Source organism: Ketobacter sp. (genome assembly GCF_003671495.1).
GTDB lineage: Bacteria > Pseudomonadota > Gammaproteobacteria > Pseudomonadales > Ketobacteraceae > Ketobacter.
Window position 1 is genome coordinate 125,851 of sequence record NZ_RCHN01000019.1, and the last position, 24,473, is coordinate 150,323.

Sequence of the window (24,473 nt, forward strand, 5' to 3'; positions counted from 1 at the left end):
TAGCTATCCTGTGTGCTCAGATTTTGATGTCTGCCCAGCGCCGTGCGCGCCATTGCGCCGCCATGATCACCGCCTGTAGCAGGCGTTGCAGCAACTGGAATATCCAGATTCCCAGCAAACCGTATCCCAAAACGGGGCCAACCAGAAAGGCCGCCGGGATAAAAAAGGCCCATTGCAGCACAATGCTGATCTTCATGACTGCCCGGCTTGCTCCTGCTCCCAACAGCGCCTGTGACAGGATAATGCCGCAGGCGTCCAGCCCAATAAAGAGCCCTGTGATCTGAACCGGAAGACGGCCTAATTCAATTAGCTCCGGCTCTTGAAAGAATACCCCGAGAACCCACTCAGGCACCACAATCAGAGGCAATGCGATTACCCACAGGAATGCCATCCCCAGCAGGGTGATATTCAGGCCCCAGCGATGTGCGTCCTCTGGGTCGGCCCGCCCCAGGGCCTGACTGACCAGGGAGGTGGCCGCCATTCCCAGGCCCATAGCCGGCAGTATCAAAAACAGAATGAGGGTAATGAGAACATGGCCGACTGCGAGCTCATGAGTGCCCACCTGGGCAATGATCCAGAACAGCATGGTCAGGCCCCCGGCAAAGAAGACCTGTTGGATGGAGTTGGGCAGCGCCAGTTTGAGGGTATCCCTGACCTGGGGCCAGCTGGGCAGGGCTCGAAGAAATCCATGATCACGGGCCATCATCCAGCATTGAACTGCGTACAACAGACTGGCCAGGTAAAGGGCGAGGGTGGTTCCCAGGCCCGCTCCCACTACCCCCAATTCCGGCAGTCCGAATGCGCCAAAGATCAGCCCATAGCTGAGAAATACGTTAGCAACGTGCATGATGATCAAGGTGCGCATGTACACCGTCGAGCGATTGATCCCGTTCCAATAGCCTCGAAAGCTGAAGTTCATGCCCAGGGCAAACAAGCCCACAATGCGTATGGCGAAGTAATCTGCCGCCATGGGCGATACGGCAGGATCATCGATCAGGAACGCCATGATGGGAGCCGCACCGTTATAGAAAATCAGGAACAGGGGCAGCGCCATGACGATGGCGATACAGAGACCGGTGTTGAGGGGCAGCGCCATCTGGCCGGTGTTATTCTCACCCCGCCGCCTGGCCACCATAGCTTGGACGCCTGCGCCCAGTCCAATGACCGCCGCGGACGCCAGATAGTTGGTGTTGCTGGCCATGCCCACCGCCGCCAGCGCATCGCTGCCCAAATGGGATACCATCCAGGTATCTACTATATTGAGAATGCTTTGGGACAGCATGCCGGCCATGATGGGCAGCGCCAGTGTCATGATCTGTTGCAGGCGCGGCCCGGTAGGCCAAAAGTGGGTCATGGTTGCTCTATTCCATCAGGGCTCGTAAGCCAGGTTGGGGCTCAGCCAGCGTTCGGCTTCCTCCACGCTGATATCCTTGCGCGCCGCATAGTCTTCCACCTGATCGCGGTTGATTTTGCCGATCGCAAAATACCGTGATTCAGGGTGAGAGAAATACCAGCCACTGACGGCTGCGGTGGGATACATGGCAAAATGCTCAGTCAGTTCCACTCCGGTGTTTTCTGTTCCATCCAACAGCTCGAACAGGGTGGCCTTTTCGGTGTGATCCGGACAGGCGGGGTATCCCGGTGCAGGACGGATGCCGGAGTAACGTTCCTTGATGAGTTCCTCGTTGCTCAGGGTCTCGTCACCGGCATATCCCCAGAATTCCTTGCGCACCCGTTCGTGCATGCGCTCAGCCAGGGCTTCCGCCAGTCGGTCGGCCAGGGATTTCAGCAGAATGGCATTGTAATCATCATGGTTTGCTTCGAACTCCGCGACTTTTTCGTCCACTCCATGTCCGGCAGTAACCACAAAGCCACCGACATAGTCCCGTTTGCTGCCGGCCGGTGCCACATAGTCGGCCAGGCAATAATTCGGTTGATCGTTGGCTTTGTCGGTCTGTTGGCGCAGGTGATGGAGTGACGCCAACTCCGAGCCATCGTCGTTGAGCAGGGCAATATCATCGCTGCCGATACGCTGGGCAGGCCAGAAGCCTATTACCGCTCGCGCCTGCAGCCACTTCTCGTCAATGATGTTACGCAGCATCGCCTGGGCATCGGCAAACAATTTGGACGCTTCGGCGCCCACAATCTTATCCTCCAGAATGGCCGGGTATTTGCCGGAGAGTTCCCAGGAAATGAAGAATGGTGTCCAGTCGATGCGTTCCACCAGTTCTTCCAAAGGGTAGTCGGAGAAAACCTTAACCCCGGTGAAGGTGGGCTGGGGGGGAGTGTAGCTGGACCAATCCGTCTGCGCGGCATTGGCCTGTGCATCGGCGTAACTGAGCAACCGGGTGCGATTGCCCCGATTGGCATTACGTTCCCGGATAACCTCATATTCAGCACTGACCTGGGCCTGCAACGCCTCCCGTTGGGTGGCGTTGAGCAGGTTGGCCGCAATATTCACACTGCGGGAAGCGTCTGCAACATATACCACGGGTGCCTTGTCAAACTGGGGATCGATTTTCACGGCCGTGTGCGCTTTGGACGTGGTTGCCCCGCCAATCAAAAGTGGCAGATTGATGTCCAGGCGCTGCATTTCCTTGGCGACGTGCACCATCTCATCCAGGGATGGGGTGATCAGGCCGCTCAAGCCAATGATGTCCACTTCGTGCTTTTTGGCTTCCGCGAGGATTTTTTCGCAGGGCACCATTACACCCAAATCCACCACTTCGAAATTATTGCACTGCAGCACCACGCCGACGATGTTCTTACCGATGTCGTGCACATCGCCCTTAACGGTTGCCATCAGGATCTTACCTTTGGCGTTGGTTTTTTCGTCCTTTTCGGCTTCGATAAAGGGGATCAGGTGCGCGACGGATTGCTTCATGACCCGGGCGCTCTTCACCACCTGCGGCAGGAACATCTTACCTTGGCCGAACAGATCGCCCACCACGTTCATGCCATCCATCAATGGCCCTTCGATGACCTCGATGGGGCGCTTGGCTTGCAGGCGGGCCTCTTCGGTATCGTCAATGATGTAGGTGGTGATACCCTTCACCAGGGCATGCTCAAGTCGTTTGGTCACTGGCATCTCACGCCAGGCGTCGTCTTCCTTGGGGCGTTGTCCACCTTCACCACGGTACTGCTCGGCAATTTCCAGCAGGCGGTCGGTGGCGTCGTCGCGGCGATTAAGAATGACGTCTTCCACCCGCTGCCGCAGTTCCGCCGGTATTTCCTCATAGATCGCCAACTGCCCGGCGTTGACGATCCCCATGGTGAGGCCGGCTTTGATGGCGTGATACAAGAAGACGGCATGAATGGCTTCCCGCACCGGGTCATTGCCACGGAACGAAAATGAGACGTTACTGATACCACCGGACGTCAACGCATAGGGCAGGTGCTGTTTGATGTAGGCACAGGCTTCGATGAAATCCACTGCATAGTTGTTGTGTTCATCGATCCCCGTGGCCACCGCGAACACATTGGGGTCGAAGATGATGTCCTGGGGCGGGAAGCCGATGGTCATCAACAGGTCGTAAGAGCGTTTGACGATCTCCTGCTTACGGGCGGCGGTGTCGGCCTGGCCGGATTCATCGAAAGCCATCACCACAATGGCGGCACCGTACTCCATGCACAGATGCGCTTTCTCCAGAAACTCCTGCTCGCCTTCCTTCAGACTGATGGAATTCACCACCCCTTTGCCCTGGATACGTTTGAGTCCGGCTTCAATGATTTCCCATTTTGAGGAATCCAGCATGATGGGGACTCGGCTGATTTCGGGTTCTGAGCCCACCAGATTAAGGAAAGTGATCATGGCCTGCTCGGAATCCAGCATGCCTTCATCCATGTTGATGTCGATGATCTGGGCGCCGTTCTCTACCTGATCCCGAGCTACCTGCAACGCCTCTTCGAAATTCTCTTCTTTGATCAGGCGGCGGAACTTGGCTGAACCTGTGACATTAGTGCGTTCACCGACGTTCACAAACAGCGACGTTTCGTCCACGTTGAAGGGCTCAAGGCCGGACAGGCGCAAGGCGGGCTTGATCTCGGGGATAATGCGGGGCGCGATTCCCTCCATGGCGTTGGCGATGGCCTCGATGTGCTGGGGGGAGGTTCCGCAGCAGCCGCCGATGATGTTGACAAACCCGCTGGTGGCAAACTCCTTAACGATCTCGGCCATTTCCTCAGCAGTCTGGTCATAGGCACCGAATTCGTTGGGCAGGCCCGCATTGGGGTGCGCACTGACCCGGCAACTGGCCACCCGGGACAGTTCCTCTACATAGGGGCGCAGCTGCTCAGCTCCCAGCGCACAGTTCAAGCCGATGCTGAGGGGCTTGGCGTGAATGATGGAGTTATAGAACGCCTCAGTGGTTTGACCCGACAGTGTCCGCCCGCTGGCATCGGTGATGGTGCCCGAGATCATGATGGGTAGTTCAACACCTTGCTCCCGGAAAAAGCGGCGTACGGCGAAGATGGCAGCCCGGCAATTCAGCGTGTCGAAAACGGTCTCAATCAGAATGATGTCGCTGCCACCATCCACCAGGCCCCGGGTGGCTTCTGTGTAGTTCTCAACCAGTTCATCAAAGGTGACATTTCGGAACTCGGGGCGGTTCACATCCGGTGAAATAGAACAGGTACGGCTGGTGGGGCCCAGCACCCCGGCCACAAAGCGCGGGCGGTCCGGAGTTTCAGCCGTCTTGGCATCACACACCTCACGCGCCAGTTCGGCACCTTTCCGATTCAACTCATACACCCAGGACTCCAGGTCGTAATCCGCCTGGGAAACCGCAGTGGAGTTGAAGGTGTTGGTCTCAATGATGTCCGCCCCCACATCCAGGTAAGCCTTGTGTATGGCGGCAATTACATCAGGGCGGGTCAACGACAGTAAATCATTGTTTCCCTTCAGGTCCTGGTGGTGGTCTGCCAGGATATCCCCCCGATAGTCCTGTTCCTGCAGCTGGTAGCCCTGTATCATGGTCCCCATGGCGCCATCCAGTATCAGAATTCGTTGGGAGAGGGCGGATTGCAGGCTGGACAGGCGATCTTCTAGGGTTTTCATCTTAAAATCAGACTCTTAGAATATTTCGTATGTGGCGGATGGGCGCAATTGTAACAGACTGCGCGGCCATCACCGACATCACGATATTGATTAATTTTCATGTTGGTCTCTGAATAATTCAATTTCTGACCAATACCCGAGCGCTGTACTTGGTTTTAGGGGGAAGACCCGGTATCCTTGTCGATGCGCCACGAATTGAAGGTTGAACCATGGCAAAGAGCTTTATTACCGTTACGCAATCTGCCCAGGAATACCTGCTGGATCTGTTGGCCAAGCAGGATAACGAAGGCATGGGTGTTCGTATTTTTGTTGAGCGCCCGGGCACCCCCCATGCGGAGTGCTGCATGGCCTATTGTTCCCGCGGGGAGGAAGAGCCCACCGACACCAAACTGGAGCTGGAAGGGTTTAATGCTTTCATTGACGGGGCCAGCATTCCTTTTTTGGAAGACGCCGTGATCGATTATGCCAAGGACCGCATGGGTGGGCAGCTGACGTTCCGTGCGCCCAAATCCAAGGTACCCCAAATCGATGACAACGCAACCGTTGAGCAGAAGGTCAACTATATCCTGTACAGCGAGATCAACCCTCAGCTCGCGTCCCACGGCGGTAATGTCCAACTGATCGGGTTGGTTGAAGACGACACCGTCGCGGTGTTGAAGTTTGGTGGCGGATGCCAGGGGTGCGGCATGGTAGACGTTACCCTGAAGGAAGGCATCGAGAAAACCCTGCTGGAAAAGGTCCCCCAGCTAAAGCGGGTGACTGACGAAACAGACCACAGCGTTACTGAGAACGCGTATTTCAAGTAGGGTCTGGTCATTCAGGCCATAAAACTCAGGCCATAAAAAAGCCCCTTTCGTTGGGGCTTTTTTATGGGTCTTTCTTTTGTTGAGTTGATTCTCAGGCTGCTACTTCATTAACGGGCAGGCAGTACAGTTTTCAGCTTATCCCGCATTTCCCGGATGCTCTTCTCGGTGGTTTCCCAATCGATACAGGCATCGGTCACAGAGACCCCATACTGCATCTGGCTGTGATCCTCGGTGATTTTCTGGCTACCCCAATGAAGATGGCTTTCAATCATAAGGCCCACGATGGACTTGTTGCCTTCCAGAATCTGGTTGGTCACGTTCTCCATCACTAAAGGCTGAAGCCCTGGGTCTTTGTTGGAATTGGCGTGGCTGCAGTCCACCATGATGTTCTGGGAGAGCTGTTCTTTGGCCAGTTCCTTCTCCGCCAGGGCAACACTCACTGAATCGTAGTTGGGTTTGCCACCGCCACCCCGCAACACCACATGTCCATAGGCATTACCACGGGTGTTGATGATGGCCACCTGGCCTTCCTGATTGATGCCCAGAAAACTGTGAGGGCTGGATACGGAATGCAATGCATTCACCGCCACGGTGAGGGAGCCATCAGTACCGTTTTTGAAGCCCACTGCAGACGACAGGCCACTGGACATTTCCCGATGGGTCTGGGATTCGGTGGTACGGGCGCCAATGGCGGACCAGCTGATCAAATCCTGCAGATACTGGGGGGAGATGGGGTCCAGCGCCTCGGTGGCCAGGGGCAGGCCGATTTCGGACAAATCCACCAACAGTTTGCGGGCAATGTGCAAGCCATCCTGAATTTTGAACGTGTCATTCAGGTAGGGGTCATTGATCAAGCCTTTCCAGCCTACGGTGGTGCGGGGTTTTTCGAAGTACACTCGCATCACCAGTAACAGGGTATCGGACACTTCCTCGGCTAATTTCTGCAGGCGCTGGGCGTAATCTTTCGCGGCTTCAACGTCGTGAATGGAACAGGGGCCAACCACCAAAAACAAACGGTGATCTTTTCTGTCAAGAATGTTGCGCACATCCTCCCGACCTTTCAGTACCACTTCACGGGCCTTGTCGGTGAGGGGAATCTCCTGTTTCAACTGGTTAGGGGTAACCAGCAACTCCTGCGAGGCAACATTCAAGTTGTCGACGCTGTTTTGTGACATTGTATTTGAATCCTATTTAAACTGGCTTTTGTGTATCATGGGCAAGGCATCGATTCTAGCCCAATCGGAGTTACAGTTGCACACATGGGCCCCTATAAACAGCAAAATATCTTCATTAATCTGATAGTTTTTCCATAATGAGTACGTCGGGAGAGGATTCATGCCCATTACGTTTGACGGTAAACTGGTCATTGCTACGTCCTCCAGTGCCTTGTTCGACCTGTCCGAAAGCCACCGTATTTTCAGGGAGGAGGGGCTGGAAGCCTATCGTCAATACCAGATCGATAACGAAGATACGGCGCTGGAGCCGGGCGAGGCCTACCCGCTGGTGAAAAAGCTGCTGGCCATCAACGACCTGGTGGGCGGAGGCGGTGGTGTTGAAGTGATTCTGCTGTCCCGCAACTCGGCCGATACCGGCTTACGCGTGTTTAACGCCATCGAACATTGGAATCTGCCCATCACCCGGGCGGCGTTTTCCGGCGGCAAAAGCCCCTATCGCTACGTTGAGGCCTTCGGCGCTCACCTGTTTCTTTCCACCAATCCCGAGGATGTTCGCAACGCGCTGGAGCTGGGTTATGCAGCCGCCAGCATCATCTCCCCCAGCAAATCCCCCACCAAGAATCTCGCGGCAGAGCTGAAAATTGCATTTGATGGTGACGCCGTGCTGTTTTCGGATGAATCCGAGCAGATCTTTCAGAGCCAGGGGTTGGAGGCATTTACCGCGTCGGAGCGCGCCGCCGCCAAAACCCCCATGCGGGGCGGGCCGTTCAAGCCTTTCCTCCAGGCGCTGCATAACCTTCAATCTCAATTCGAAGAGGAGAACTGCCCCATTCGGACTGCTCTGGTCACTGCGCGTTCTGCGCCGGCCCACGAGCGCGTGGTGCGGACCCTGCGTAACTGGAATATCCGGATTGACGAGTCGATATTTCTGGGCGGATTGGACAAAGGCGCTTTTCTTAAAGCCTTTGGTGCGGATGTGTTCTTCGATGATCAGGAAGGCCACTGCGTTTCCGCCAGCGAGCATGTGGCGGCTGGACACGTGGTTCACGGAGTTGCCAATCAGGGGCGTTGAACGTTCTACCAGTTGTAATTGAAGCCGACGGCGCCGTCGATCACCATTTTGTCGATGATTTTTTCCGGGCAGAGTTCCACTTTGTCGCGGATGGCTTTGGAGAAATCCAGGGCTTTCTGGAAGGGGGCTTGCACTGAGAAGGTGGTGCCAATAGAGCTCACATCGATTTCTGCGGAGAGCGGATCAATGGTCCAGGCGTTGTACTTGGCGCCCAATTCAATAGTGTTCCCTTTCATCAGGTTGGTTTCAGCGGTGAACTTAAGGCTGACCAGCGCGATGGCGGTTCCCTGTTGGGAGAGGCTGTGAATGTTGTAATTGCCGTGGGTGGGCTGGTGGTAGCCATTGAGGAGACGACTTTGCTCCTCCGTCAGGGAAACATTCAGGAAATCGGTCTCTGCCGCTTTCAATCCGGAGCTGGCCAGGATCGTCATACACCCAGCACCGGCAAATAATGTTTTCCAAAGGCTAATGGATTTCATACAGCAACGACTACCCAAATACGTTTTTGAAATCGGACATGTTTTGTTAATCAAAAAATAGTCAGCATCCTCGAATTAAACCAATTAGTAATGCCCGTAATGTGGTGTGTTTCGCGATTTTGGCATTTTATCGGCCTGCGGCAAGCGGCTGCTGGCCTAACTGAATTTACTTCTTGTGTGCCAGTGATTTACGCGAATCTTTCCGGGCAATTACCGCGCATCCTGCTATGATTTAAAAATGGTCAAAGATTGTACTTTTCGCTGTGGAAGTTCTGTTAATTAATGTTAAAAAATATCTTGTATGCCACAGATCTGGGGCTCTTCGGTCCTTTTATCCTTGAGCACGTTTGCGAGCTTGCCACCAAGCATAATGCCCGGGTGACGGTCATTCATGCGGTGGAGCCTGTGAGCGTGTTTGCGGGTGCGCTGTTGGAAACCTATGTTCCCAAAGAGGATAAGGCAGCGCTGAAGCTGCATGGTTACGAGGCGGTGATGACGACGATCCGGGCTCGGGTCCGGCAGGCGTTTGAAGAGGACTTCATCGATATGAGGGCGTCGCGGGACTGTATACAGGATGTGTTGGTGCTGGACGGGGAAGCCGGTGAAGTGATCCTGGAAACCGCGCGCAGCATAGATGCGGACATCATTGTCATGGGGAGCCACGGGGGGCATTCAGACCACAATACTGCCATTGGTTCAGTGGCGTCCAAGGTGCTGCAGCTGTCTCACATTCCTATCTATCTGGTACCGACTCTGGCCGCGGGGGCTCGCAGCATCCCGCAGCCACTCAGAAAAACGCGTATTTAACGCCCAGTGCCAACAGCATGCTGGCCAGCATGGGTTGCAGCAACTTCTCGGGCAGGCGCGTGGCCAGCTTGGTGCCCACGTAAATGGCCGGCAGTGATCCGATCAGCAGGGCGCCCAGCAACATGAAATCCACATTCCCGAGAAAGAAGTGACCTGTGCCTGCCACCAGGGTTAAGGGAACGGCGTGGGCCAGATCGGTACCTACCACATTAATGGCCGGCAGTCTGGGGTAGAGCATCAGTAAGACCGCAGCACCGAAGGCCCCGGCCCCCACCGATGACAAAGTCACCATTACACCGAGCACAATACCCATCATCCAGGTATAGCGTGGTGAGTGCGCCTGGATATGGGCCAGAAAACCGGTTTTGTTCTGCTCATGGCTCTCGGCCATGATTTTTTTGCGCAGCAGCAGCACGATGGAGGTGACAATGAGCATAACCCCCAGCATGGACGTCAGGATTCCGGAATAGGAATCCGCGTCGGGAAAATAGTTATGCAGGACATAGATGGTGGCCAAACTGGCAGGCAGGCTGCCGGCAAACAGATAAAATACGATGTTCCAACGTATGGTGCCCTGACGTTTATGGACGAAAACACCACCGGCCTTGGTTATGGAGGCATAGAGCAAGTCAGTGCCCACAGCGATATGGGGGGGGAAGCCGAACAGAAGGAGCAGGGGGGTCATTAATGAGCCGCCACCGACACCGGTAACGCCCACAGCAAAGCCGACGGCTGCCCCAGCCAATATGTATACTGCAAAATCCATAGACGCCGCCGGCAATCTCTTCTAAGTTAAAATAGAAATAACAGAAAAAAATTTAACAATCTGAAGTTTTGTGGTTGGTAAATTTATAGATTCTGGCCTATTCTGCAAAGGAATATATTTTCATATTGTTATAACCCCGAGAGCCAACTATAAAAAGCAGGGGGAGGGAGATCCATGAAGCTTCAGCAATTGCGTTACATCTGGGAAGTGGCGCGACACGATCTGAATGTCTCAGTCACCGCACAAAGCCTCTATACATCGCAACCTGGAATCAGCAAACAAATTCGTCTCCTGGAGGATGAGCTGGGGGTCGAGATTTTCTCCCGCAGCGGCAAACACCTGACCCGGGTGACGCCCGCAGGGGAAGCCATCCTCAAAATCTCCGGAGAGATTCTCCGCAAGGTGGATAGCATCAAGCAGGTGGCCCAGGAATTCAGCGATGAGTCGAAGGGCAGTCTTTCGCTGGCGACCACTCACACCCAGGCCCGCTATGCGCTTCCCAGCGTGATCGAAACCTTCATCGATAAGTATCCTGAAGTATCACTGCACATGCACCAGGGTACACCCATCCAGATTTCAGAGATGGCCGCAGACGGCACCGTAGACTTCGCCATAGCGACCGAAGCTCTTGAGCTGTTTGGTGATCTGATCATGATGCCCTGTTATAGCTGGAACCGGGCGATCATCGTTCCACGCAATCATCCTTTGGCGCAGTCCTCCAAAGTGACCCTGGAGGAAGTGGCCCGCCAACCGATTGTTACCTATACCTTCGGATTCACCGGGCGTTCCAAGTTGGATGATGCCTTTCTGGACAAAGGTCTTTCGCCCAAGGTGGTGTTCACTGCCGCCGATGCAGATGTCATCAAAACCTATGTGAAGTTGGGGCTTGGTGTGGGAATCGTGGCCAAAATGGCCTGCGATGATAATGATCCGGACCTGGTGGCCTTGGACGCGTCCCATTTGTTCGAGCCCAGCGTCACGAAGATAGGCTTTCGGCGGGGCACTTTCCTGCGTGGCTTTATGTATGAATTCATCGAGTTGTTTGCTCCCCACCTGACCAAAGAGGTGGTGAACGAGGCCGTGGATCGTCATACCCGCTCTGAACTGGACGAGCTGTTCAGCCATATACAGTTACCCGTGCTTTAATCCAGTTTCCTCAGCAAAAAAAGCCCCCGGTTACTTAGGTAGCCGGGGGCTTTTTTTGTGTTGCGTCTGTTGCGGTATTACGTTGACTGTCAGGCAAGCCTCAGAGGAAATCCAGGTCCGGGTTGTTGTGCAGAATTTCCTTCAACTCGTCCTTCTCTTCGGTTTCCTGCTCCAGAACTTCCTTTACGAATTTGAAGTAGACCGTATAGACACTCTGGCGCCCATCATCATAATCCACGACGAAGAAGGGCGCCCGATCCACATTCAGTTCAGCTGCCATCAGCATGCCGGCACTGGTGGGGTCGCGCTCGTCGGCCACCAGGATCTCGTCAATGCGCGACATTTGGCCAGAATCCTCCAGCCGCGCGATGACATCACCGCACTTTTTACAGGGTGACCCGTCAGCCAGAATTTTCTTAACCAAAGTGATTTTCATTGCAACTTCTCGCTATTTTTTATCAACGTTAATGGCGTGCAGGCCGCATTCTTTGGCTGTGGCTTCCTCCCACCACCAACGACCTTCGCGTTCATGCTGGTTGGGAAGCACCGGACGTGTACAAGGCTCGCAACCGATACTGATGAACCCTTTCTCGTGCAGCTCGTTATAGGGCACCTCGTTACTGCGGATGTAGGCCCAAACCTGCTGGGAACTCCAGTTTGCCAGAGGATTGAATTTTATCAACTGGTTGGATTCGGTGGAGAAGGCGCCGTCGATCTGCACTACCGGAATGTCCACACGGGTTCCGGGGCTTTGATCCTTGCGCTGCCCGGTAACCCAGGCGCTCAGGGTGGACAATTTGCGACGCAGCGGGCCCACTTTGCGGACGGCGCAGCACTCTTTATGGTCGTCCTGGTAGAAGCTGAACATACCTTTCTCGTTCACCATAGCTTCTACCTGCGCCACTTCCGGGAAGGTGGCTTCGATTTTAATACCATAATGGGTGCGGACTTTTTCCAGGAAGCGGTAGGTTTCCGGGTGCAGGCGGCCGGTATCCAGGGTGAACACCCGGAACGATTTACCCAGTTTGGCGGCCATATCCACCAGCACAACATCCTCAGCGCCACTGAACGAGATCGCCAGGTTGTCGTATTTATCCAGTGCGGCCGCCAGAATGTCCTGGGGTGATTTGGATTCCAGTTCGCTGTTCCACGCCTGCGCGTCTGCTTGGGTTAAACTCATGCTCGCCTCTCTACTCACTGCAAATGTGCTTCAAACCTCTCAGAGGGCGCGTATTCTAGCAGACATGACCAGGGGACCGAAATACAAGAATCGACGCCAAATATAACCGCAAGGAATAACTGCTTGATTTGAAATCACACTTAGGCATCAGGACAGCCATCAGGGCTGTGGATTGCAACTGGTTGAGAATACCGATAGAGTTGCGCAGCAAAAGGCTTTCGAATCACTTTATAAGCGGAGAATGTTGTGGAAATTGCATGTCTTGACCTGGAAGGCGTTCTGGTTCCCGAAATCTGGATCAATTTTGCTGAAAAAACCGGCATCGAAGAACTGAAGGCCACCACCCGTGACATTCCCGATTACGATGTGTTGATGAAACAACGTTTGTCGATTCTCAATCAGCATAAGTTGGGCCTCAATGAAATCCAGGAAGTGATCGATTCCCTGGGGCCGATGGACGGCGCATTGGAATTTGTGGATTGGTTGCGCGAGCGTTTTCAGGTGGTGATTCTGTCGGACACCTTCTACGAGTTTGCCCAGCCGCTGATGCGCCAGTTACGTTGGCCCACCTTGTTTTGCCACCGTCTGGAAGTGGCCGATGATGGCCGGATAGTGGACTATAAGCTACGCCAGAAGGACCCGAAGCGCTCTTCGGTGAAAGCGTTTCATTCCCTGAACTATCGCTGTATTGCGGCCGGTGATTCCTATAACGACACCACCATGCTGAGCGAAGCGGAGGCCGGCATTCTTTTCAAGGCTCCCCAGAATGTGATTGAGGAGTTTCCGCAGTTCCCTGCAGTGAATACCTATGAAGAGCTCAAGCAGGAATTCCTGAAAGCATCCATCCGGGATCTGACACTCTAAACAGAAAAACCCAAGTAAACCTATTAAATCAATAGGTTATTGCAAGGTTTTGAGAAGCTTTCCAATTTTGTCATTGATTTCCTGATACTCCGCTTCACAGGTGGAATCGGCAACGATTCCACCTCCACCCCAGCAACGCAGGTTGCCATCCTGTGCCACCAAGCTGCGGATCAGAATACTCGAGTCCAGTCGTCCGCACACATCCAGGTACAGCAGGCTACCGCAGTAAAAATCCCGGCTATGGGGTTCCAGTTCTTCAATAATTTCCATTGAGCGGCGCTTGGGGGCGCCGGTCACAGAGCCGCCGGGGAATGCGCCGGACAACAAATCCAGAGGATCCACACCGCTCATGAGAACGCCGGTTACGGTGGACACTAAATGATGCACCGAGCTGAAGGTTTCGACAGCAAACAGCTGATCCACTTTGACGGAGCCTGGCACGCAACTCCGTCCCAGGTCGTTGCGCAGCAGGTCAACGATCATGAGGTTTTCTGCACGATCTTTGCTGCTGCTGGCAAGGTCGGCGCGGTGATCCCTATCCACCTGTGGATCGTCACTGCGGGGGCGAGTACCTTTAATGGGTTTGGTCTCCACTTGGCTGCCACTCGATTGAATAAATCGCTCGGGGGAGAGACTGAGCAATGCCCAATCCGGTGTCTCCAGGTAGCCCCCCATAGGGGCTGAATGTTCGGAGCGCAGCAAGCGGTAGGCCTGCCATGGGGAACCGGAATAGGGGGCGCTGAATTCCCGGGAAAGGTTGATCTGATAGCTATCGCCTTGACGGATGTAGTGCTGAACCTGGCGGAATCGCCGCTCGTAGTCTGGCAGGGACAGGTTACCGCTGAATGGGCCCTCCAGATTAAACGCCTCAACGGATTCGGGGCTGCATCTCAATGCTGATCGCAGCCTGAGGGCCTCCTGCTCAAATCCAGCCAGGTACACCAGCCGCGTTGCTTGACTTGAGTGATCATTCAGTATGATGGCGGGGTAGAAGCCCATCCAGAGATAGGGTAGCTGGCCAGGCTTCAGCCTGACCGACTCGGTGACTTCGCCAAGACGGTAGCTCCACACCCCGAACCAACCCGGGGCGATGGGTATATCCACACCCGCACATTGGTGCGCCTGCAGTTGCGCTCGAACGGTGCTGAGAGCCGCCGCAAAACCGCTACTCTCCTGCAGTTCCACTGTATTGATGGGGGCTGCCGTGATGACATCCAGTTGATCCGTATAACCGGTGCCGCTGTCCAGCAACAGCCCGTGACCCAGATGACGCACGCGGGAGTATATTTCCAGGCTGCTGGGTTGGTACGGCAGTGATTGTGATATCAGATTCATCATCCGGACTGGATAGATTTGACTTTAATTATGATTGATAACTATCTGGTTTTTAAGCAAGTCTTCGCTTGATTCCAGCCGCTTCAATAACCTTGGTTGAGATCTCCTCAATGGAGGCATGGGTGCTGTTGACGAAGGGAATCCCGAAGCGATTGAAGATGGCTTCGGCGCCACGCACTTCACTCTCACACTGGTTGATGGAGGCATAGCGACTGTTGGGTTTGCGCTCAGTGCGGATCGCGGCGAGACGCTCAGGTTCAATGCTCAAGCCAAACAACTTGCTGCGATGGTCCCGCAGGGCTCGGGGTAAATTCAGGTCATCCAGGTCATCCTCAGTGAGCGGATAATTGGCGGCCTTGATGCCAAACTGCAGGGCAAGGTAGAGACAGGTGGGGGTCTTGCCACTGCGGGATACGCCGATCAGGATGACGTCGGCCAGATCATAATGGCGGGTGCGGGCACCGTCATCATTATCCAGGGCATAGTGAACGGAATCGATCCGTACCTGGTAACTTTTATCGTCCACGATGGAGTGGGACTTGCCGACAGAATAGGAGGACTCAGCCCCCAGCGCGCCTTCCAGGGGTTTCAGGAAGCTGGAAAAAATGTCCAGCATGAAGGCTTTGCTCTGACCCAGTTGAGAGCGGATTTCGTCGTTGATGACGGTACTGAACACCAGGGGTGGTAACTCGTCTTCCATTGCCGCCTTGTTGATCCTGGAGACGGCCTGGCGCAGCTTGGCCTCATCCGTCACGTAGGGAATGGTGACCTGATCGAAATCCACGGTATCAAATTGGGCCAAAAGTGAGTGTCCCAAGGTCTCGGCGGTGATGCCTGTACCATCGGATATGAAAAAAACCGTACGCTTCATGAGTGCTTCCCAGTCGGGGTAAAACTGTCGCAATAATTTAACTTGAATGCCCATTTAGAACGAGTAATTTATTGACTTTTTTAGTAGAATCTTGCGTCTTAAAAAGAAATGCCGCGTGGCTGCTAATGGATGAAAGCACCCCTTGCATCGCATTATTCCTGCTCATATTCGGCAGCGAACCGTCAGCCATGGCACAGGAAACGGGTACTATCCTGTACACGTTTTTGGCCGGGCACCACAAGTGCCTAGATTCCACATTTTTACAAGGTAGGGAGAACGACCTTGAGCAATTATGTAATTTGGTTCCAGGATCTGACTAAACATGACGTTGAGACTGTGGGTGGCAAGAACGCCTCGCTCGGCGAAATGATCAGTAACCTTTCCGGTGCAGAAGTTTCCGTACCCGGTGGCTTTGCCACCACCGCCCAGGCTTATCGTGAATTCCTCGAACAAAGTGGTTTGGATAAGAAAATCCACGATCAGTTGGACAAGCTCGATATCAATGACGTGAACCAGCTGGCTGAGGTGGGGAAAGAAATCCGGGAATCCATCATCAAGACGCCGCTGCAGCCAGCGCTTGATAAAGCCATCCGGGATGCTTATGCAAAATTGCAGGATGGCAATGAGAACATGTCCGTTGCTGTGCGCTCCTCAGCGACTGCGGAAGACCTGCCGGATGCCTCCTTCGCCGGTCAGCAGGAAACTTTCCTGAATATCCATGGCGTAGAAAACGTTCTCCACGCCGTCAAAGAAGTGTTTGCCTCCCTGTTCAATGATCGCGCCATCTCCTACCGCGTGCATCAGGGTTTCGAGCATCGTCACGTGGCATTGTCCGCAGGAATCCAGCGCATGGTGCGCAGTGAAACCGGCTCCAGTGGGGTGATGTTCTCTCTGGATACAGAATCCGGCTTCCGCGATGTCGTGTTCATCACGGCGGCCTATGGCCTGGGTGAAACCGTGGTTCAAGGTCAGGTGAATCCCGACGAGTTTTATGTGCACAAGCCCACCCTGGAAGCAGGGCGTCCGGCCATTCTGCGCCGTAACCTGGGCAGCAAAGCGGTCAAGATGGTGTATGGCAGTGCAGCCACTGCCGGTAAGTCCGTTGAAACCATCGACGTGGATAAAGAAGACCGTCAACGTTTCTCAATCACGGACGAAGAAGTTCAGGCCCTGGCCAAGCAGTGTATGATCATCGAGAAGCACTATAACCACCCCGTTGATGTGGAGTGGGCCCGGGATGGGGATGACGGCAAGCTCTATATCGTGCAGGCCCGTCCGGAAACCGTAAAAAGCCGTCAGACCAATGTGATGGAGCGGTACCTGCTCAAGGAGAAGGGCAAGGTGTTGGTGGAAGGCCGTTCCATTGGCCACCGTATCGGCAGCGGTGCCGTCAAGCTGGTCACCAGTTTACGTGAGATGGATAAAGTGCAGGCCGGCGATGTGCTGGTCACCGACATGACCGACCCGGACTGGGAGCCCATCATGAAGCGGGCTTCTGCGATTGTTACCAATCGGGGTGGACGTACCTGCCACGCGGCCATCATCGCCCGTGAACTGGGAATCCCGGCAGTCGTGGGCTGTGGTGATGCCACCGACATTCTGAAGGAAGGCCAGGAAGTCACCGTGTCCTGCGCAGAAGGGGATACCGGGCTGGTCTATGATGGCAAACTGGTATTTGACGTACAGAAGAATTCCATTGAGTCCATGCCGGATCTGCCGTTCAAGATCATGATGAACGTCGGCAACCCGGATCGTGCTTTTGATTTCCAGGCCCTGCCCAATGAGGGGATCGGTCTGGCCCGCCTGGAATTCATCATCAACCGCATGATCGGGGTACATCCAAAGGCGCTGTTGAATTTTGAAACCCTGCCCAAGGATGTGAAGCAGGCGGTACAACGCCGAATCTCCGGCTATCCCGGTCCTGTTGAGTTCTATATTGAGAAGCTGGTGGAAGGTGTCTCTACCTTGGCTGCTTCCTTCTATCCCAAGAAGGTGATCGTGCGATTGTCGGATTTCAAATCCAATGAATACGCCAATCTGATCGGGGGTAAACTCTACGAGCCGGAAGAAGAGAACCCGATGCTGGGCTTCCGCGGTGCATCCCGTTACATCTCTGAGAGCTTCCGTGACTGCTTCGAGCTGGAATGCCGGGCGATGAAAAAGGTGCGTGAAGAGATGGGCCTGGATAACGTGGAACTGATGGTGCCTTTCGTGCGTACCGTTGGCGAAGCGGAGCAGGTCATCAAGCTGTTGGAAGCCAACGGTTTGAAACGTGGTGAAAACGGTCTGCGGGTGATCATGATGTGCGAATTGCCCACCAATGCCTTGTTGGCCGACGAGTTCCTCGAGCACTTTGATGGCTTCTCCATTGGCTCCAATGATCTCACTCAGTTAACCCTGGGTCTGGATCGTGATTCCGGGATTGTTTCCCACCTGTTCGATGAGCGCGATCCGGCGGTGAAAGCCCTGCTGAAGAAGGCCATCGAAGCCTGCATCAAAGCGGACAAGTACGTGGGCATTTGCGGGCAGGGCCCCTCAGATCATCCGGATTTGGCGCGCTGGTTGATGGACGTTGGCATTCACAGTGTGTCCCTGAATCCGGATTCGGTTCTGGATACCTGGTTCTATCTGGCTGAAAACCACACTTGATGCTCTGAGGTGTTCCGCGCCGTGAGAGCGATGTAACGAATGTTGGACACGTAGAAGTACCACTTGTGGGAAGGGGAGCCATTGCTCCCCTTTTTTGTCCCTGCTGACCAGGCGTTGATGTTGGCCTGCTTATTTCTTATACAAGTCTTCGGGGGAAATAAGCACCTCTCCCTGGATCTGCACCTGATCCTCTGCCACTTCGTAAAAGAAGCAATGGCGTCTACCGGTATGACAGGCGGGACCGGTCTGGTCCACCTGCAGCAGCACAGTGTCGCCATCGCAGTCCAATGCCAAGCTAATCAGTTTCTGAACCTGCCCGCTGCTTTCCCCCTTACGCCACAAGCCCTTGCGGGAACGGGACCAATAGCATACCTGCCCTGTGGCGAGCGTTTCCTTGAGAGCATCCAGATTCATCCACGCCATCATGAGCACTTCCCGGGTGTCGTGCTGCTGTGCAATGGCCGGCACCAAACCCTGTTCGTTGAACTTGATGGAGCCCAGCATCTCTTCCAAGGGCACAGTAAAACCCTGGGGTTTGCGTTCATTCGCCTTAAATTGATTCATGATTTTTTACAGTTTCAAATAGTTTTGTATACTAACCATAATAACGCACACTCAACCTCACGGGCCAATATCTTGTCGGAACAGGTGCCGGGTCAAGGGCGGATCGACTACCCTGATCATATCGTAATTATGTTTGCAGACGTATCCGGAAGTACTCAGCTGTACGAGCGCTTGGGTGATACGGATGCTCATGAGTGTATCTCCCAATCTTTGCAGCGTATTGTGCAGCACGCCCAACGACACCAGGGGCATCTGGTGGAAACCATCGGCGACGAGGCCATGCTGATGTTTGCCAGGGTCGAAGATGCGACGTTAGCTGCAGTGGATATGCAGAAACACTTCTTTTCCAGCCCCGTACACAACGGGCATTTCATGAAAATCCGCATTGGTTATCATTTTGGCCCCATTGAGTACGACGAGGGGCACCCCTTTGGTGATACCGTCAACGTTGCTGCACGGGTTGCATCCCTGTGTGAAGCCGGTCGGATCATTGCCACCGATGCCACGGTCACAGATCTGGATGCCACCGAGTTCCAGTTGCGTCCTTATCAAACCGCCCGGGTGAAGGGTAAATCCCGCCCCATTCGCGTACGTGAAGTGATCTGGGACAGGGAGGATGCCACTTCACTGGTCAATGCCACCCAGATGACCCAGCTGACCCAGATCGACAGTGCTCCACTGCAGGTACAGCTTTACTACCTTGGCAAAGTCTATGATCTGATGGCGGGCCAGGCGGCGTTTGTCATCGGCCGGGGCAGTCAATGTGACCTGATTATTGACAGCAACCTGGCATCCCGGGCCCATGCAAAAATCGAGTTCCGTTGGGGGGAGGTGGTGCTGATCGATCACAGCACCAATGGAACCTTTGTGGAAGCTCAGAAAGGTAAACGGGAAAGCGATGGGGTTTCCCTTCGCTTACACCGCCGGGAAACCACTTTGCAGGGGGTTGGAAAAATAGGCATCGGCACTTCTATCGACAAGGCATCCGAAGTGAATTTACTGGGCTTCAAGGTGGGTTCGCAGTAGCAGGCTTAACCTTGCTGAATCTCGCGTTCAATTCGTTGTAGGGCTTGAGTGACTTTTTGCAGTTCCTCATTGGTTACCCGGCTGATTTCCTCTAGTACCTCTGCGTTTTCCAGCTGAATTGCCTGCTCCTCGGAATCTGCTGATAATCCGCTGCGGTAATCCTGCTTGATGGCATCCAGCCGTTGCAGCAACTCGTCGCGTTTTTGGGTTAATTCTGCGTGTTTTTGGGTTAGATCTGCAGTCATATTTACTCTCCCGATGTAGAGCATTCAGTATAGACAAACCCTCTGAGTGCCGGGTTGACCACGATCAAATGAAGCGCTTGTGCTAGCCGGGTTTTCCGTCCGCACGGGGGGCAGTCAATATTGGGGAATAGCGCCATAGAAACAGTCCGAAACAGATCACCCAGATAGCCCCGCTGAGGAATATGCCCAGTTGCCAGGGCAGCAGAGCCGCTGCGGTGGCCACGCGGATTACGGCGCAGACCTGAATCAAAACGAACGCCACACCCATGTGGTGTGGCAGAATCAGGGGGCGCCCTGTATGCCCCAGGGACACCCTAGCCATGACCCCCAGTATCAGTGAAGCAACTGCCCCTACACCTGCGGCGTGCACCCAAATTTGAATACCGGTCAAACCCATGCGGCCAGTTGCGAGCAGTATCAGAGAGAGCGGAATCCACAGCATGGACAGGTGCAGAACCCACAACAATGGTTCAGCGCGGACCAGCCATCCGCGCCACAGCACCAGGCGGAACAAGTGTACGGCAGCGGTCCCCATGGAGAGCCAAATCGTAAGCGTGTCGAGCCGGGTCAGCAGGCTGCAGCCCACTAAAAGCAGCAGAACGATGGCGACCAGATCCAGCTTTGCATTGGTATGGACCTGTTGTCCCTTGCGACCCTGACCGGTTAACCATGAGGAAGAGAATGCTGGAGTGATGCGGCCGCCCACCACTGCCATGAGGGTGAACAGAACCAGGATGGCCGTCTCATGCCAGGGACCTTGAGGATCGAGCAGCACGCCCGCCTCAGTGACCCACAACAGGGCCAGTAACAACAGCAGAATATATTGGCGCCGCTGACGGGCCTTCCAGATCCGTATGCCGGTATCGAGCAGCACCAGTGGCAGAAACATCAGGTTAACAGCCACCACTAACGCCTGAGGTACCCCAAAATCCATATAGCTGAGCACACGGCCGGCCCCCCATACGGACCACAGCAAGACCAAGGGCAGTCCGTGCAGGCGATCGCTCTGGGTCCAGACACAGGCGGCCGTCATCAGAAAGCCAGCAATTCCGGTGTTCACCATGCCGAAGAGCATTTCGTGACGATGCCACACCAGCAGATCAAGGGTAGGGGCATGGGACAGGCTTCCCTGGAGCGTCAATATCCACAGCGGTATCGCCAACAGCGCCCAGGCAGCAGTGGAAACAAAGAATATTCTGAACGGATACTCGCTTAATCGCTGTATTTGGTTGTCCATGATGGGTCCACTCAATACTGTCAAGGTGGTACACTTAAACGAATTTTATTGATTCGATGCGGGCAAAGCATTGATCCAGACAGGGTTATTGGCGCACTTAACTCATCCAAAAGACGAAGTCATGGACTTTAGCAATCAACACAAGCACAGATCTCAACCCAACCGATGTACGGTGTGCGATGCACCGATCGTGATCAACCCGTTACACCGCGATCAACCCAGGATTTGCGGTAACGTGCAGTGCCAAACCTTGTTCAAGCAGCAACACAGCATGAGCCCGGCCCTTTATAAACAGCATTTCGCCAGGCAGCAGCAGTTGATTCTTCAAAAACGCCATGTTGAGGTGGAAAAGCAAAAACACATTGAGCGTTTAAAACAGACAGAACATGCGGAGAACGAGCGGATCGCGGCGGCTCTCAAGGCGTATGTGGCGGGTTTCGCTCATCAGGAGATCAGAGTGACTCAACTGCCCAGCGGGCTGGCCGAGACGGCACCACCCGAGCCAGACCGCATTGACGCGTATTGTGAACATCTGCAGGATGTTATCTCCCAGGCGGAGGCGGCGGAGAGCTTTGAATCACTTCTGGATGGCCAACATTCGGTACTGCACGAAAGCCTGATCAATCAGGATCAACGTTTGGAAGACAATCCGGCGCTGGCGCAGGGCGTGCAACAGATGTGCGGTCTGTGTAAAGGGGGTTGCTGCTCCGCCGGAGGGAATCACGGCTACCTTCAACCCATCACCATGCGTCGCTTGATGGAACATCAGGGCATGAGCGCAGAGTCACTACTGGCGTACTATCGAGAGAAGATTCCCCAGCGCTCCGTGGTAGGCGCCTGCATCAACCAGACTCGAGAAGGGTGCAGCGTTCCGAGGGAGTTTCGCTCTGACGTCTGTAATTTCTATTTGTGTGAAGAAGTGGAGCAGTATCTGGATTCGGTGGAGTACTCAGAATCCGGCAATACCTGCAATCTGGTGGTACAACGGGAACACACCCACTGGAACCGTTTTGAGGCGGTGGAGAAAAACCCGGTGAAACTCATTGCCGTGCAGAATGAGGAGGGCGAACTGGTCCCGCTGGCCCATGGTGAATGGTTGGGCTCAGGGGGTGATTAGCCGTTAATGCCGTACAGTAGCGGACCAAACCCCACCAGTATCAGCGTGGTGCCCATTACCATCAACGGAAGCAGCAGGCGCTCATGGCGATAGTAAAAGTTGTCACCTTCTTGTGAAGCGGCTAACGCTTCTTCCTCACCCACCACCTGGCGTGTGAATATATGACTCAGAGCCACGGGCGGGCTGAGATAGCCCAATTCCAGTGCCACCAGACAGGTCATCCAGAAATGCACAGGATCTATACCTTGTTGGTAGGCAATGGGCGCGATGGCCAGGGACACCAGCCCCACAGCCGCCATGGATTCCATAAACATCCCGATCAACACGAACATCAACATCAGTGCCCCCATAATCAGATAGGGGTTATCGATGTCGTAGAGGAAGGTGGCGGCAACGGTCTTTCCACCCAGGCTGGTCATGATCATAAAGGTGGACATCAACATCAGCATCCCACCAATATGGATCGATGCATCGTTCATTGACTTGGTCAGTGCGCCGGGCAATGTGTTGATGCGTTCAGGTTCATCATACAATGGCTCGTCTTTACTCAAGGAGCGCTCAAATACAATGATCCAGAATATGATCACCGGCAGAATAACCGGAGCGGAGAATTGATCCAGGCGGGCGTCCAGAACCCAAAAATACGCCAACGTCACCAGCAGGAAAATAACAACATAAGGCAAAATAGGGCGTGCTCGACTCAGCGATACCGGCAAGGCTTCGTTGATGGATGCGATCCGCAGGGGATCTTTCCGCACGATCATGGCATAGATAAAGAAGACAAGGGCGGTGAGCAGGAATACCCGTACCCCCCAATAAAACAGATCGTCTGTGACCACTTCTTTATTCAGGATAGACACGATGATCACGATCAGGCAGGGCTTGAGCACAATGCCTGAGCTTCCACTCATGGCGGTGGCGGCCAGCGCCAGCTGGCGTCGGGTGCCCACTTTTCTCAGCTCCCGATACACCACTGCACCCATCGCCAGGATAATAATCGAAGATGCACCAGTGTAAGCTGTTGGCAGCGCCATAACGGCGATGGCAACGAAGGCAAGAATCTCCGGTGGCAGCCGCCACGGGGTAAACAAACTGAAAATACGTTCCCCAACCTGGGTCTGCTTCAACAGCATTCCACACCATAGATAAAGTGCGACATCCATATAGGTTCCGGACTGATCGAAGAAGGCGCTGAAATAAAGGGACAGGCCAGCCAGGTTGCCCTGGTTGATGATCACGATAAACGCAAATGGCAGCATAACCATGGTATAGAGCGGAACTGACAGCAAAGCGCGGCCCAGGGTGCCACCGGTGGGGGCATCCTTCGGGATGCTGAAGAGGTCTTTTAAAGATAGCAGCGCCAACACCGTGGTGCCGACGACCATACCGGTCACCAGTTCCGGATTTGATGACTGGATTTGCGAATCCATCATATTGAAACGGAATTTCCAGGCCGATGCCGCCAGCGCTGTATTGGCAATCAATTGCAGAGAAAGGGATACTTTGAAATCCAGCCGGGATACCATCGGGCGAAAGCCGATGTGATGGCGTTGTAATGTGGCCACCGCCGCAGCCATAAATAACAGGGTTAACAGCAGGATCTGTTGCTTGTCGGTGGAAAAGATGCTGATCTCTGAGAATTTGTGTTCCACTGAGCTGAACAGCTCAAGCGACGGGGTCACCTTGGCCTTGAGCTGGTCCACCAGGGCATGCTCCTGTATGCACTGGCGAACCTGATTTTCGAGGGAGGTCCTGGCGGCATCCCGATCAAAGCCTTCATCGAACAGATCAAAATCATCTGAGGAACCCGTCGCCTGGGCTTCCAGCTCATCCAGACGTTGCTGAACGTTGATGTTGGGGTCACAGCTGGGATCGTTGATCTCTGACCGCAGTACGAAATAATCGTCCCAAACATAGGCCCCCAGTTGTGTGAGCTGACCATGCATGCTTTCGCCAGTGCGGGCAAAAATGATAAAAATCAGCAAACACAGGATGGCGATAACCGGTAATCGCTCAAAGAAATTGGACTTGGATTCACTACTACCTTGCATGATCAACTCATTCACAGCGATTACCGT

21 protein-coding genes are annotated in these 24,473 nt (G+C 54.3%); 8 read left to right on the forward strand and 13 right to left on the reverse strand.

Annotated features, from left to right (window positions below):
• Positions 1-16: 16 nt before the first annotated feature.
• Positions 17-1,354: an MATE family efflux transporter gene (locus D9N14_RS09710; protein WP_290579176.1), complete on the reverse strand. Its 1,338-nt coding sequence runs from the start codon at positions 1,352-1,354 to the stop codon at positions 17-19.
• A gap of 15 nt (positions 1,355-1,369) precedes the next feature.
• The gene (metH, locus tag D9N14_RS09715; protein ID WP_290579177.1) at positions 1,370-5,056 is read right to left on the reverse strand and encodes a methionine synthase; all 3,687 of its coding nucleotides are present in this window, start codon (positions 5,054-5,056) and stop codon (positions 1,370-1,372) included.
• 209 nt (positions 5,057-5,265) lie between these two features.
• On the opposite strand from metH, the gene nfuA reads away from it, so the two are divergent.
• Positions 5,266-5,862: a Fe-S biogenesis protein NfuA gene (gene nfuA, locus D9N14_RS09720; protein WP_290579178.1), complete on the forward strand. Its 597-nt coding sequence runs from the start codon at positions 5,266-5,268 to the stop codon at positions 5,860-5,862.
• 107 nt (positions 5,863-5,969) lie between these two features.
• On the opposite strand, the gene D9N14_RS09725 is transcribed toward nfuA, so the two are convergent.
• The gene (locus D9N14_RS09725; RefSeq protein WP_290579179.1) at positions 5,970-7,037 is read right to left on the reverse strand and encodes a 3-deoxy-7-phosphoheptulonate synthase; all 1,068 of its coding nucleotides are present in this window, start codon (positions 7,035-7,037) and stop codon (positions 5,970-5,972) included.
• A 160-nt stretch (positions 7,038-7,197) separates the two neighbouring features.
• Between D9N14_RS09725 and D9N14_RS09730 the strand changes: the two genes are divergently transcribed.
• Entirely contained in the window at positions 7,198-8,109 is a 912-nt protein-coding gene (locus D9N14_RS09730) for a 5'-nucleotidase (protein ID WP_290579180.1), read from the forward strand.
• Between the two features lie 5 nt (positions 8,110-8,114).
• Here the strand turns inward: D9N14_RS09730 and D9N14_RS09735 are convergent, their stop codons facing one another.
• Positions 8,115-8,540: a hypothetical protein gene (locus tag D9N14_RS09735; protein WP_290579181.1), complete on the reverse strand. Its 426-nt coding sequence runs from the start codon at positions 8,538-8,540 to the stop codon at positions 8,115-8,117.
• Between the two features lie 330 nt (positions 8,541-8,870).
• Between D9N14_RS09735 and D9N14_RS09740 the strand changes: the two genes are divergently transcribed.
• Positions 8,871-9,395, forward strand: coding sequence for a universal stress protein (locus D9N14_RS09740; protein ID WP_290579182.1), 525 nt, complete (start codon positions 8,871-8,873; stop codon positions 9,393-9,395).
• Here D9N14_RS09740 and D9N14_RS09745 read toward each other — a convergent pair.
• On the reverse strand, positions 9,376-10,161 hold the full coding sequence (locus D9N14_RS09745) for a sulfite exporter TauE/SafE family protein (RefSeq protein WP_290579183.1): 786 nt from the start codon (positions 10,159-10,161) through the stop codon (positions 9,376-9,378). The two genes, D9N14_RS09740 and D9N14_RS09745, sit on opposite strands and share 20 nt — an antisense overlap.
• Before the next feature lie 174 nt (positions 10,162-10,335).
• Between D9N14_RS09745 and cysB the strand changes: the two genes are divergently transcribed.
• Positions 10,336-11,307, forward strand: coding sequence for an HTH-type transcriptional regulator CysB (cysB, locus tag D9N14_RS09750; RefSeq protein WP_290579184.1), 972 nt, complete (start codon positions 10,336-10,338; stop codon positions 11,305-11,307).
• Positions 11,308-11,407: 100 nt separating this feature from the next.
• Here the strand turns inward: cysB and D9N14_RS09755 are convergent, their stop codons facing one another.
• Both D9N14_RS09755 and D9N14_RS09760 read right to left on the reverse strand, forming a co-directional pair.
• Positions 11,408-11,743 (reverse strand): hypothetical protein, encoded by a 336-nt coding sequence (locus D9N14_RS09755; protein ID WP_290579185.1) that lies wholly within the window; start codon positions 11,741-11,743, stop codon positions 11,408-11,410.
• A gap of 12 nt (positions 11,744-11,755) precedes the next feature.
• On the reverse strand, positions 11,756-12,487 hold the full coding sequence (locus tag D9N14_RS09760; RefSeq protein ID WP_290579186.1) for a phosphoadenylyl-sulfate reductase: 732 nt from the start codon (positions 12,485-12,487) through the stop codon (positions 11,756-11,758).
• A 246-nt stretch (positions 12,488-12,733) separates the two neighbouring features.
• Between D9N14_RS09760 and thrH the strand changes: the two genes are divergently transcribed.
• Complete coding sequence (thrH, locus tag D9N14_RS09765) at positions 12,734-13,351, forward strand: bifunctional phosphoserine phosphatase/homoserine phosphotransferase ThrH (RefSeq protein WP_290579187.1); 618 nt, start codon at positions 12,734-12,736, stop codon at positions 13,349-13,351.
• A 36-nt stretch (positions 13,352-13,387) separates the two neighbouring features.
• Here thrH and pabB read toward each other — a convergent pair whose 3' ends face one another.
• Together pabB and D9N14_RS09775 are read right to left on the reverse strand one after the other, a co-directional pair.
• Complete coding sequence (gene pabB / locus D9N14_RS09770; RefSeq protein WP_290579188.1) at positions 13,388-14,686, reverse strand: aminodeoxychorismate synthase component I; 1,299 nt, start codon at positions 14,684-14,686, stop codon at positions 13,388-13,390.
• Between the two features lie 52 nt (positions 14,687-14,738).
• Complete coding sequence (locus D9N14_RS09775; protein WP_290579189.1) at positions 14,739-15,557, reverse strand: pyruvate, water dikinase regulatory protein; 819 nt, start codon at positions 15,555-15,557, stop codon at positions 14,739-14,741.
• A 282-nt stretch (positions 15,558-15,839) separates the two neighbouring features.
• Between D9N14_RS09775 and ppsA the strand changes: the two genes are divergently transcribed.
• Positions 15,840-18,206 (forward strand): phosphoenolpyruvate synthase, encoded by a 2,367-nt coding sequence (ppsA, locus tag D9N14_RS09780; protein ID WP_290579190.1) that lies wholly within the window; start codon positions 15,840-15,842, stop codon positions 18,204-18,206.
• A gap of 129 nt (positions 18,207-18,335) precedes the next feature.
• On the opposite strand, the gene hisI is transcribed toward ppsA, so the two are convergent.
• Positions 18,336-18,770: a phosphoribosyl-AMP cyclohydrolase gene (hisI, locus tag D9N14_RS09785; RefSeq protein ID WP_290579191.1), complete on the reverse strand. Its 435-nt coding sequence runs from the start codon at positions 18,768-18,770 to the stop codon at positions 18,336-18,338.
• An 84-nt stretch (positions 18,771-18,854) separates the two neighbouring features.
• Here hisI and D9N14_RS09790 point away from each other — a divergent pair, with 84 nt between their 5' ends.
• On the forward strand, positions 18,855-19,796 hold the full coding sequence (locus D9N14_RS09790; RefSeq protein ID WP_290579239.1) for an adenylate/guanylate cyclase domain-containing protein: 942 nt from the start codon (positions 18,855-18,857) through the stop codon (positions 19,794-19,796).
• 5 nt (positions 19,797-19,801) lie between these two features.
• Here the strand turns inward: D9N14_RS09790 and D9N14_RS09795 are convergent, their stop codons facing one another.
• Together D9N14_RS09795 and D9N14_RS09800 are read right to left on the reverse strand one after the other, a co-directional pair.
• Positions 19,802-20,041 (reverse strand): hypothetical protein, encoded by a 240-nt coding sequence (locus D9N14_RS09795; RefSeq protein WP_290579192.1) that lies wholly within the window; start codon positions 20,039-20,041, stop codon positions 19,802-19,804.
• An 82-nt stretch (positions 20,042-20,123) separates the two neighbouring features.
• Complete coding sequence (locus D9N14_RS09800) at positions 20,124-21,278, reverse strand: NnrS family protein (RefSeq protein WP_290579193.1); 1,155 nt, start codon at positions 21,276-21,278, stop codon at positions 20,124-20,126.
• Positions 21,279-21,513: 235 nt separating this feature from the next.
• On the opposite strand from D9N14_RS09800, the gene D9N14_RS09805 reads away from it, so the two are divergent.
• The gene (locus tag D9N14_RS09805; RefSeq protein WP_290579194.1) at positions 21,514-22,395 is read left to right on the forward strand and encodes a hypothetical protein; all 882 of its coding nucleotides are present in this window, start codon (positions 21,514-21,516) and stop codon (positions 22,393-22,395) included.
• Here the strand turns inward: D9N14_RS09805 and D9N14_RS09810 are convergent.
• The gene (locus D9N14_RS09810; protein WP_290579195.1) at positions 22,392-24,446 is read right to left on the reverse strand and encodes a TRAP transporter large permease subunit; all 2,055 of its coding nucleotides are present in this window, start codon (positions 24,444-24,446) and stop codon (positions 22,392-22,394) included. The two genes, D9N14_RS09805 and D9N14_RS09810, sit on opposite strands and share 4 nt — an antisense overlap.
• Between the last annotated feature and the right edge of the window lie 27 nt (positions 24,447-24,473).